Source organism: Syntrophorhabdaceae bacterium (genome assembly GCA_035541755.1).
Taxonomy (GTDB): Bacteria; Desulfobacterota; Syntrophorhabdia; order Syntrophorhabdales; family Syntrophorhabdaceae; genus PNOF01.
Map to the genome: position 1 here is coordinate 1 of DATKMQ010000071.1, position 10,667 is coordinate 10,667.

The 10,667-nt window shown below is 50.9% G+C and carries 12 protein-coding genes and 1 tRNA gene; 10 read left to right on the forward strand and 3 right to left on the reverse strand.

From position 1 onward, the window contains the following. On the reverse strand, window positions 1-908 hold a 908-nt coding region (locus VMT62_06740; protein HVN96109.1), incomplete at its 3' end, for a TonB-dependent receptor plug domain-containing protein. A 264-nt stretch (window positions 909-1,172) separates the two neighbouring features. On the opposite strand from VMT62_06740, the gene VMT62_06745 reads away from it, so the two are divergent. Beyond that, complete coding sequence (locus VMT62_06745) at window positions 1,173-1,502, forward strand: LysR family transcriptional regulator (GenBank protein HVN96110.1); 330 nt, start codon at window positions 1,173-1,175, stop codon at window positions 1,500-1,502. Between the two features lie 77 nt (window positions 1,503-1,579). Here the strand turns inward: VMT62_06745 and VMT62_06750 are convergent, their stop codons facing one another. Next, complete coding sequence (locus tag VMT62_06750) at window positions 1,580-2,275, reverse strand: hypothetical protein (GenBank protein HVN96111.1); 696 nt, start codon at window positions 2,273-2,275, stop codon at window positions 1,580-1,582. A gap of 234 nt (window positions 2,276-2,509) precedes the next feature. Between VMT62_06750 and VMT62_06755 the strand changes: the two genes are divergently transcribed. From VMT62_06755 to VMT62_06795, 9 genes are all read left to right on the forward strand, one after another. Further along, window positions 2,510-3,775: a coproporphyrinogen III oxidase family protein gene (locus VMT62_06755; GenBank protein HVN96112.1), complete on the forward strand. Its 1,266-nt coding sequence runs from the start codon at window positions 2,510-2,512 to the stop codon at window positions 3,773-3,775. Between the two features lie 34 nt (window positions 3,776-3,809). Then, window positions 3,810-3,904, forward strand: a tRNA-Sec gene (locus VMT62_06760). Window positions 3,905-4,050: 146 nt separating this feature from the next. Then, a complete protein-coding gene (locus tag VMT62_06765) occupies window positions 4,051-4,860 on the forward strand; it encodes a lactate utilization protein (protein ID HVN96113.1) in 810 nt (269 codons plus the stop codon). Between the two features lie 576 nt (window positions 4,861-5,436). Continuing rightward, window positions 5,437-5,712, forward strand: coding sequence for an HU family DNA-binding protein (locus VMT62_06770; protein ID HVN96114.1), 276 nt, complete (start codon window positions 5,437-5,439; stop codon window positions 5,710-5,712). A gap of 473 nt (window positions 5,713-6,185) precedes the next feature. Then, window positions 6,186-6,599, forward strand: coding sequence for a TIR domain-containing protein (locus tag VMT62_06775; protein ID HVN96115.1), 414 nt, complete (start codon window positions 6,186-6,188; stop codon window positions 6,597-6,599). 257 nt (window positions 6,600-6,856) lie between these two features. After that, window positions 6,857-7,927, forward strand: a complete 1,071-nt coding sequence (locus VMT62_06780; protein HVN96116.1) for a radical SAM protein — start codon at window positions 6,857-6,859, stop codon at window positions 7,925-7,927. Window positions 7,928-8,211: 284 nt separating this feature from the next. After that, window positions 8,212-9,210, forward strand: a complete 999-nt coding sequence (gene cysK, locus VMT62_06785; GenBank protein ID HVN96117.1) for a cysteine synthase A — start codon at window positions 8,212-8,214, stop codon at window positions 9,208-9,210. Between the two features lie 76 nt (window positions 9,211-9,286). Next, on the forward strand, window positions 9,287-9,976 hold the full coding sequence (gene cysE, locus VMT62_06790; protein HVN96118.1) for a serine O-acetyltransferase: 690 nt from the start codon (window positions 9,287-9,289) through the stop codon (window positions 9,974-9,976). Window positions 9,977-10,048: 72 nt separating this feature from the next. Beyond that, entirely contained in the window at window positions 10,049-10,429 is a 381-nt protein-coding gene (locus VMT62_06795) for a Rid family detoxifying hydrolase (protein HVN96119.1), read from the forward strand. Between the two features lie 16 nt (window positions 10,430-10,445). Here the strand turns inward: VMT62_06795 and VMT62_06800 are convergent. Then, window positions 10,446-10,667, reverse strand: a 222-nt coding sequence (locus VMT62_06800; protein ID HVN96120.1) for a TSUP family transporter, incomplete at its 5' end; no start/stop codon positions are given.

Sequence of the window (10,667 nt, forward strand, 5' to 3'; positions counted from 1 at the left end):
TTATCCATGATGGGCGTGTCCGTTGTGAGATAAGTTGTCGTCTTATCCCATCTTGGCCAGAGCCAATATTTCGTATCGCCGCCGGCTGAGGCTGACCGCACATCGGGAGGATCTCCCTTTTCACCGTGTTGTTGGATATAACCGAGCGCGTACTCGTGACCTTCTGCAGGGGTAAACCCCACCTTAAAATTCACCTTATAGTCTTTTGAATATGACTCTATCCTCTGACCTCTGGCCTGTATCGACGTGGGGTCAAACTTATTGGACATCGGATAATAGTCACGATTGTAATCGGAAGCGCCTGCCTCAAGATACCATTTCTTCTGGTTTGTCCCCACATTGGTATATCCATAATAGGTATCTCCTGATCCATACCCGGCTCCAACGTCCCCTTCAAAGGATTTTACCGGTTTTCTTGATACCATATTGATTGCCCCTCCCATGGTATTGGGACCATAGAGAACCGACGTAAACCCCTTAGAAACTACGATTTCAGAAAGATCAAACGTGGTAAAGCGATCGAAATCGAAGGTCCTGTCATAGGGAACGTAGATAGGAATACCATCGAGAAAAACAGGCACCCTTGAGGTACTGAACCCGCGCACGAAGATGCCTTTCTCGTTCCTCCTTCCTCCGCCTGTAACCGTTACTCCGGGGATGAGATCTAATGCATTCGGGAGTCTGTTCGCGTTGAACTCGCGTATCTGCTCCCCGTTAATCGTATCAACCGTTACGTTCTTATTTAGCTCGCTGCTATCTTTCACCTCTATTTCGCCGAGGGTGAAGATGTGCCGCTCCTTTGTTGCCGGTGCCTGGGTTTCTTGTGCCCACAAACCGAGAGTTGAGGAAAGAAGACATATGATCGTGAGCAGCGCTTGAATTGCGTTCTTCAGAAGATGTTTGGACACCGGAGCCTCCTTATATACAATTGGGAATAACGAGCATTATATACTATCGGGAATAGCGCATGTCAAGAAAAAAAGTATCCTCATATTTGTTCATAGGAGAAAACGAGCATGCACAGATTTATTTTTTTACTGATTTGTTTGCTACAATACTGTGTTCACTATAGGGAACGAAGCGAATGGTCAGGGAATGTTTCTCCGGGTGCGTGCACAAACTTGCGGAATAATGGAGAATACAATATAATTCATTAAGACGGGAGAGCGCATATGAGAATTGCCTATAAGGTCTGGCTTGATAACAACGGAAAGGCATTCGGCGAAGGCCCGTACAGGATACTCAGGCAGATAGAAAAGGCCGGTTCCCTCCATCAGGCTGCTATCGATCTCGGCATATCGTATCGAAAGGCCTGGATCATGCTTCAGAACGCCGAGAAGAAACTCGGCTTCGCACTGATTGATCGAAAAGTCGGAGGTGTAGCAGGCGGCGGTTCGCAGATAACACCTTCAGGGAAGAAGTTCTTGAAGAGTTACGAAAAATTTCGGGTAGACATCGAAAAGGTCCTCGAGAAGACCTTTCAAAAACATTTCGGACATTAAGGCAAAAACTTTTTTTGCAGGGGATTGTGACGCTAGCCGTGCGCCGCTTTAACCCGCCGATTCACGGGTCCGACACGTTACGGTCGTGACCGCTTCATCGCCCGATACTCCGACTCGTCGAGATAGCCGTCGCAGTTCCTATCGTATTGCCTGAACTTCTCCATGGTCAGATCCGGGTACATGACGCAGAGTTCCACGGGACTCAACTTACCGTCTTTGTTGTTGTCGAGGTCCTGAAAGTTTGTCGGCCGGGGTTTGTCTTTAAAGCGTGCCGGAACAATGTGGTTTCGGGGCTTCGCAGGTTCGGCCGTAGCGATCTTGTGCTCACGCGGGGCAGGCTTTTCTTCCATGGGGGCTCCCGCCTCCGTACGTGCGGATGAATAAGAGCCTTTTCTTATCTCTATGCCGGAGGATGTGTACGCCACGGAAATCGCGTCCCCCTTTTTTATGTCCCGAATGCTGTTGTAACCGGCAAGCGTGGGACTCGTCATGTCGAAAGTGATGGTTTTTCCATGTGCACTAATCGATATGATATGTGACTCGGGGTCCACCTGTGTGACGGTTCCCGAAAAATCGACCCTGTATTTGGTCCTCACGTGGATAAGGGCGTGCTGACCTTGCCTACCTGAAGCTCCTGCCGTCTTTTCGCTTGCCGTTGTCGCAGGCTCGGTAGCAATCCCCTGGGCCGCAACACGGGCGACCTGAGCAGGGGAGGTTGATCCGCTCGCACATGCAACGAGAAAGAAAACGACAAGCGACGCGTATAACTTCATAAGCTCTTCGCCAAAAACATGCCATGTTTTATATGGCTTTGCCTCACGAGTCAACATTTTTCTCTGTTTGGGGAAAACCACACGAGGCCCATCTGTGAGTTATGATAACCTGCCCGCGGGCATGGAGCGAAAGCCACGCAGCTCGGGCGAAGAGCCAAAGCGCTTAAAACAATACCTCTTGATTTTTTTACCCGTTGACCGTAACATTCTCTGGTCGGACGGGAGCCATCTTATATGTTGATTGAAAGATTCATCGGCCACATGGCGCGGAAGAAAAATGAGAACTATCTCAAATTTTCCCCCCATGCCTCCTATGCCCTGCCTGAAAAGGGGGCGAACGAGGTTCCCCTGCTCATGTATGTACATGTGCCCTTCTGCGAGGAACTCTGCCCCTATTGCTCGTTCCATCGAGTGGTCTTCCGCGAAGACTTGGTGAGGGCCTACTTTAAGGCGCTCAAGAAAGAGATCCTCATGTACAGGGACCTGGGTTACGACTTCAATGCCCTTTACGTGGGCGGAGGAACACCCACGGTTCTCATCGATGAGCTTGTGGAGACGGTAGGACTCGTGAGGCAGATCTACGACGTGCATGAGATATCTGTGGAGACTAACCCCAACCACCTGGATGATAGGAATATGGAAGCCCTGAAAAAGGCGGGCGCGAACCGGCTTTCCGTGGGTGTGCAGACCTTCGACGATGATCTCCTGAAAGCGGTGGGGCGATATCATAAGTACGGCAGCGGCGATGAAATAGCTGCGAAGCTTAAATCCCTGCAGGGATATTTCGATACGCTCAATGTGGACATGATCTTCAATTTCCCAACGCAGACGCGCGAGATGCTCGCACGCGATCTGTCGGTATTGCTTGCAATGAGCCTTGACCAGGTCACCTACTACCCGCTCATGGTATCGTCGGCAACGAAAAACGTCATGGGAACACGGCTCGGCGTGGTTGATGATGCACGCGGAGGGACGTTTTACCGCATGATCGCGGACGCCCTGGAAAAGGATTACCGCGCAAGCACCGCATGGTGCTTTTCGAGAGACCAGGCCATGATCGATGAATATGTGATCAACTATGACGAGTATGCGGGCCTGGGTAGCGGATCTATCGGTTATCTGTCGGGCAGCGTCTACGCCAACACCTTCGACATAGAAGATTATATACAACGCATAGACCGCGGGGAACTCCCTATTGCGGCGCGACGTGATTGCAACCTCAAAGAGAAATTTCTCTATGATTTTCTCATGAAGCTCTTCGGACTCAAGCTCAATCTCGACGAGCTTACACAAAAGCATGGCGCTTCTGCCCTGTTATATCTGTATCCGGAGATCTGCTTCTTTATCATGACCGGAGGTATCAAAAGACAGGGCAATACCCTTTCTCTCACGAGCAAAGGACGGTACTACTGGGTTATCATGATGCGGGAATTCTTCGTGGGCGTGAATAACTTCAGAGACTACTGTCGGACTCAGGCGAATCTGTCACTTGCGCATTGACAATCGTATGCATACATAATAGATTATCTTCTACGGAAGTGCCGGGGTCCTGGTGGGCCTCCTGGTCTTCAAAACCAGTGCACGGGCCACAAGTCCGTGGGTGGGTTCGATTCCCATGCACTTCCGCCATATAGTCTTTTTCCCAGCTCATTACTGCAATAGTACACTGATGATTGTCCTCGCTAGCCAGTTGGATGAGTTGGAAGGGAGCTGGATGATCACAATTGGAACTGAACGCCATGTCTTCAAATGCTGAACGCGAGAGGAGAAGTGTAATGAAAAAGGAAATGAAGGACGAAACTATATCGAAGACGCTTAAGGCATTTAAGAAGAGACTTTACCGGGGCTACTTCGCAGAAAACCGTGAAGATGCCCGCAAACAGATCCTCGATCTTATACCCGTTGAAAGCACGGTCTGCATCGGTGATTCTTCGACGGTGAGACAGATTGAGATCGTTTCAAGCTTGAAGCGCAGAGGGACCCCGGTCGTGAACCCCTTTGATCCCGGAATAAAGATCGAAGACGCTCAAGGGTTCTTTGATTTTGTTTTTAAACCTGCTTTCGAGGCCACAACGGGCGATGTCTTTCTGACTGGCTCGAACGCCCTGACCCAGGACGGGGTCCTGCTCAATATCGACGGAGCGGGAAATCGTGTTGCCGGCATGTTCTGGGGTCATCCCATATCAATAATAGTGGTCGGCAGGAACAAAATAGTCAAAGACCTTGACGAGGCCTTCCAAAGGGTCAAAAATGTAATTGCTCCGGAGCATTTCCGGCGTCGCGGCGCGCCCACTCCCTGCACGGTTTCGGGGCGGTGCCATGATTGCTCGGGTCCTAAGAGAATATGCGCCGTTACGACGATCATAGAGCGCTCACCCATCCAGACTGAGATTCATATTATCCTAGTCAACGAAGATCTGGGGCTCGGATTTAGCCGGGACTGGCCCAGGAAACGGATCGACCACATAGTGAAGGAGCACGAGAAGTTCTCCTGGTCCGTACCTCATACAGTCCTGGCCACGCTCGATACCAAGAAATGCTGGGAGCAATTAAGGTCATCGCGCGGCGGCCTCGCAATGCGATAGGGCCTCCGGCATATTATGAAATCCCGGACACAATATGGAATAGCGCGCTCATCTCTCTTAAGCCCGATGCGACCAAGGCAAGGGCGGAAATAGGGGACGGAGGGTTCTTGATCCTCGTGACAAAGACTCGAGCGCTATGCATGAATTCTTGCCCGCTTACAGACAGATGCAGGTCTTCCTCTTTCCTTAAGGGTTTGATATGATGAGGCCATAAAACGGGACCGCGCCTGCTTCAGTCGCCCGCGGCCTCCTTGTCCCACCGGACATCGAGGCGCGTCCTGAAAACAGCGCATGGACATAAATTGACACGACACAAGACGCGCTGTGAGCGAGAAGTCTATAGACGAGAAGATGATACATTTTAGAGATGACGATATGACAGCCGCATAAGGGCCGCGAAAGAGGGGCTTGCCATTTTTCATCATCCGCTATCGCAACGGCCAGCAGTGAGATTTCCAAGGCCTCACGGTAAACAGGTTTGCCCTGTGGATTTTTTTCGTAATATATTCATAATTTCGTTGCAATTCCTGAAATTACATGTATCATGTTAGTAAAACAACCTTAAGGAGGGCACGTATGAACAAAGGCGAATTGATTGCGGCAATTGCAAAAGGGGCCAAGATACCGAAGAAGAATGCGGCCAAGGCACTGACGGCTGTCATCGACGCGGTCGGCACGACACTGAAGAAAGGCGGCAAAGTTTCAGTGATAGGGTTCGGGAGCTTCTCTGTGATCCAGAGAAAAGCCAGAAAGGGGAGAAACCCGCAGACCGGCAAAGAGATCAAGATTGCGGCAAGAAAGGCTGTAAAGTTCTCCGCGGGGAAAAAGCTGAAAGAGAAAGTCAGCAAGTAACAGGATAGCGTAGTTTCTCCGAAGAAAATGGCAGTGGAACATTTTCTCGGTGTTCCTGTCTCCTGATTATCATACGCGAGTGGGGCAGGATTTCTATAATCTCGAACGTGATATGAGACCGATCGTCCACGGATCGTCTTCACGTTGAAGCGTGCGAATCAAAGGGCGAGGTTTCGCCCATGATCTGTGACATCCCCGATGCACCGGAATTTTTCCGAGGCATCGGGTTTTTATTTTGGAAACGGTTTGACGATCATGATTGCGTGTAGCCGTGACCGGCTCTCTTGGCAGGATCGTCCCGGTTGAGGTATAACACGGGCAAGGCGCAACGGGTGGAATGTGAGCCTGGTTTTCAGCGAACATGGCTCGAGACAATCCGTAGTACGTGCGTGTCTTATTATGACGAAGCGTACGGGCAAGAGGAACTGGGATTGAAAGGTTAACTTTTCACGTAAGAAGTGAAGGAGTTTGAAATGGCCCCCTACAAACTATTTATCAGCCACTCATGGACTTATGCGGATGCTTACGAGAGGCTCATAGATTTACTGAACGGGGCAGCCGGTTTTTCCTACAAGATTTACGCCGTGGCACGGGATGATCCCGTTCATGGTGCGTTAGATCAGGACCGGCTCTACGAGGCCATAAGAAAACAGATTGCCCGATCACAGGTTGTGGTGCTCCTTGCCGGGGTTGACGCCTCATACGACAAGTGGACCGACAAAGAGATCGAGATAGCGAAGCGTGAATTTGCAGCTCAAAGACCGATAATCGCCATTGAGGCCTGGGATCCCGATAAGACATCACAGGCAGTTAGATGCAACGCTGACCGGCTTGTTACGTGGAACGCCGACAGCGTTGTGCTCGCAATCAAGGAACTGGCCAAATAGGCCTACATCAGAAACCTTATCTTACTTTTTGGCTTTGCTCGCTTTCTTTGGCTGAGCCTTCTTGGCCGCTTTTTTTGGAGCGGCTTTTGTCGTGCCGCACCCTTTCATTCCGCATGTCATTGCGTATCACCTCCTTTGAATCCATGATATGAAAGTCAGAATTCTTTGTCAAGATTATCTTGCGAGGTTTGCGCATCCAGTATGTTGACAGGCAAGCCTCACGAGATTTACTATTATAACAAAGGTGAAAAACGGCGATGATGGCTGAAATCACCTACAAGTGTTACAACGGTGCCAGGGCCATAAGACGATGGGCTATCCCGTATCTATACTCGGTGGCCCATTCCGAAGAATTCAGGCCCGTTCTCTGTTATCTCTACACTGACTGGAAATGTAATATCGATTGTCACTACTGCCACCAGTACGACAATGACCGCCCTGGAATGGACCTGAACACGGCAAAGAGCGCCATCGACTGGCTCAAATCCGTAGGCTGCCGGGTCCTCCCACTCATGGGAGGAGAGCCACTCATCCGTAAAGATTTTGTTCTCGAAATTGCGCGCTATGCCGCCAAGAATGGTTTCTTCGTCTACCTGCCAACGAACGGCTATCTGCTGGACAGAGAGTTCATTGATGAAATGGGGCGCGCCCATATGGCAGCAGTGAATCTGGCCGTCGACTGTGTGGCACCCAAGAAAGGACTCCCAAAAGCGCTTTTGGCTATCGAGCCGCAATTCCGATATCTCGTAGAGCAGAAAGAGAAATACAGGTACCTGGTTTTTCTTAATATCAACATCTGTCGAACAAACATCAAAGACGTGAAGCTCCTCACAGAAATTGCCCATGAGAACCGGATCGGCACCGATTACCACTTGAACGAACCACCTCACGATTTCGTGAACACGGACTACTACAGGCACAGACAGAATGACCTCTGGATCACACCAGAAGAATATGAAGCGGTGAATGAACTCCTCGACTGGCTCGTCGAAAGACAGAGGCGCGGCTGGCCCATGGTCAATTCTATCCCTCACCTTCAGACATTCAAAGAACGTATGCGGGGACATATCTCTCCCTGGCATTGCCGGGCAGGAATGAACGGCGCGCTCATCCGGCCGGACGGTTCCCTCTCACCATGCTTCGATCTCATCAGCTACGATGCGGACTGGGGAAGAATCTGGGAGCCCAGGTTCGCGAGGGACGTCCTGGATGCTGTGAAAAAGAAATGTCAGCCCTTTTGCTCGTCAACGTGTTTTCACACTATGAACTATTATTATAATATTTCATCACTGCCCCAGTGGGTCTTCAAACACGCGAGAGTGGGATGATCGCATTGCAAAGCCATGATTCCTCGAGCGCTCGTGTCGGAGATGGGGGCGTTGCACCGGGATCGTACACCCGTTGATCGCCTATCAAGGAAAAGAAGACCCGTCTGACCGGTATCATAATTTCCGGTCCTGAGAGTCGATGGAGACCGTGAATGATTGCGCATTGAGTTCGTAATGATATAGATTCGTACTGTACAACTTGACAAAAAAGATTTTTATGTATATAAAGTCTATATTATTAGTAGGAATTAATAATACAAGGTTAATCCTAGAGGGAGGTTCTCATGAAACAGATTTATGAAGACAATTCCTATTCCATCGGGCGCACACCCCTTGTCAGGCTGAACCGTATCGTGGACAAGGATGCATCTGCCACGGTGCTTGCAAAGATAGAAGGAAGAAACCCAGCGTATTCCGTAAAATGTCGTATCGGCGCAGCCATGATATGGGACGCCGAGAAGACGGGAAAACTGAAAGCCGGCATGGAAATCGTAGAACCCACCTCAGGCAACACAGGCATTGCGCTTGCGTACGTGGCAGCAGCACGTGGATATAAGGTTACCCTCACCATGCCGGAAACCATGAGTGTGGAGCGGAGAAAGACCCTCAAAATACTCGGCGCCAATATTGTGCTTACGGAGGGGCCGAAGGGCATGAAGGGCGCCATCGAAAAGGCGGAAGCGATTGCAAAGAGTGACCCCGCGAGATATTTCATGCCTCAACAGTTTGAGAATCCGGCCAATCCAGCGATTCACGAGACGACCACCGCCGTAGAAATCTGGAACGATACAGAAGGAAACGTGGATATCCTCGTTGCCGGCGTGGGTACAGGTGGCACCATTACTGGAGTAAGCCGCTATTTCAAGAAGACCAAAGGCAAGAAGCTGATCTCTGTTGCCGTAGAACCGGCCGATTCGCCGGTTCTCACCCAGACGAGAAATGCACAGCCCGTGAAACCAGGCCCCCATAAGATCCAGGGTATCGGGGCCGGTTTCGTACCTAAAGTCCTTGACATGAGTCTCGTGGATCGTATAGAACAGGTAACGAACGATGAGGCCATTGAAATGGCCCGAAGGCTTGCCAACGAAGAAGGTATACTGGCGGGTATCTCCTGCGGTGCAGCGGTGGTGGCCGCAGCGCGGCTCGCACGCGAACCTGAAAATGCCGGTAAAACCATCGTTGTCATACTGCCGGATTCGGGCGAACGATATCTTTCCACCGTGCTATTCGAGGGCCTTCTTACAGGCGTGGATAAGGCGACGGCGGGAGATGCGGTGATTTAGGTGACACTTGGTGAGGCGCAACAGAAACGTCAAGATATGTACCTCATGCTCATGATTAGGAAAGAAGAAGGGATGCGTGTTTAGAGGCCTCAGGCGGGAGATTCAATCTATATTTGAGCGCGATCCGGCAGCGAGGAGTGTGCTGGAAGTGCTTTTCTGCTATCCCGGTTTTCATGCTATCTTTTTTTACCGGATCGCCCACTGGTGCTGGAAACGGAAGCTATACTTCATGGGACGGTTTCTGTCTCATGTAGGGAGGTTCTTCACAGGCATAGAAATACATCCTGGCGCCAAAATAGGCAAGCGTTTCTTTATCGATCACGGCATGGGGGTTGTAGTCGGCGAAACCGCGGAAATAGGGGACAACGTGCTTTTATACCACGGCGTGACATTGGGCGGGACATCCTGGAAGAAGGTGAAGAGGCACCCCACCGTGGGTAGTAATGTCGTCGTCGGGGCGGGGGCAAAGATCTTAGGTCCCATCACCATCGGCGACAACACGCGAATCGGCGCCAATTCGGTTGTGGTCAATGACGTGCCGCCCAATTCGATTGTGGTGGGCATTCCCGGCAAAGTTGTCTTCAGGGTAGAAGGAGAAAAACGGATCAAAATGGATGAGGCCTTTATGCCCGATCCCCAGTCTGCTGCCCTAACGACGCTCCTCGAAAGGGTGAGGAGGCTCGAGAATAAACTCGGCAATGGTAATGGAGACGATAAGCAAAATAATAAGGACGCGGCGCCCATTCGAGACGGGATGTTCCCGTAAAAGACCGGTCTCAGGTAGGACGTCCCGTTATACAGATCGACCAACAAAGAACAAGCCGCCAAGGAGGAAGACATGAATATCACAGAGACCGCCAAAGCGCCGGCCGCTATCGGTCCTTATTCCCAGGCTGTGAGTCTCAAAGTCTCAGAGATGCTCTTCTGCTCGGGACAGTTGCCTATCGACCCTCAAAGCGGCCAATTGTCTACGGGCTCCTACGCGGAGCAGGCGAGGCGCGTCATGGACAACCTCAAGACAGTCATTGAAGCGTCCGGTTATACGATGGGCCAGGTTGTGAAGACCACGATCTATCTGACAAACCTCGACGCATTCAGCGAGGTCAATGGCGTGTATCAATCATACTTCTCCGGAGACTTTCCCGCGCGGGTCACGGTGCAGGTAGATGCCCTGCCCCGGGGCGCCGCCCTTGAGATCGATGCGATTGCGGCCAAATAAGAAAAACAAATCGTCGCTATTTCCCAAAGATCATTCTTAGGGCGATCGCTAAAAGGACGACACCGAATATCTTTTGCAACAGGGGATTAGGCAGGCTGGTAGCGACTCTGGCGCCTATGAGGCCGCCGACAAAGAATCCGATACAGACATAGGCCGCCGCCTCCACATTGACATGGCCTTGTTTGTAGTAAATCCATGCGGCAAGGAGTCCGATGGGAGGCACCATCAAGGCAAGGGT

Excerpts from the sequence above, each read along its gene's own strand:
- VMT62_06745 (HVN96110.1), top strand. The coding sequence starts at position 1,173 with ATGAGAATTGCCTATAAGGTCTGGCTTGATAACAACGGAAAGGCATTC.
- VMT62_06750 (HVN96111.1), bottom strand. The coding sequence starts at position 2,275 with ATGAAGTTATACGCGTCGCTTGTCGTTTTCTTTCTCGTTGCATGTGCG.
- VMT62_06755 (HVN96112.1), top strand. The coding sequence starts at position 2,510 with ATGTTGATTGAAAGATTCATCGGCCACATGGCGCGGAAGAAAAATGAG.
- VMT62_06765 (HVN96113.1), top strand. The coding sequence starts at position 4,051 with ATGAAAAAGGAAATGAAGGACGAAACTATATCGAAGACGCTTAAGGCA.
- VMT62_06770 (HVN96114.1), top strand. The coding sequence starts at position 5,437 with ATGAACAAAGGCGAATTGATTGCGGCAATTGCAAAAGGGGCCAAGATA.
- VMT62_06775 (HVN96115.1), top strand. The coding sequence starts at position 6,186 with ATGGCCCCCTACAAACTATTTATCAGCCACTCATGGACTTATGCGGAT.
- VMT62_06780 (HVN96116.1), top strand. The coding sequence starts at position 6,857 with ATGATGGCTGAAATCACCTACAAGTGTTACAACGGTGCCAGGGCCATA.
- cysK (HVN96117.1), top strand. The coding sequence starts at position 8,212 with ATGAAACAGATTTATGAAGACAATTCCTATTCCATCGGGCGCACACCC.
- VMT62_06795 (HVN96119.1), top strand. The coding sequence starts at position 10,049 with ATGAATATCACAGAGACCGCCAAAGCGCCGGCCGCTATCGGTCCTTAT.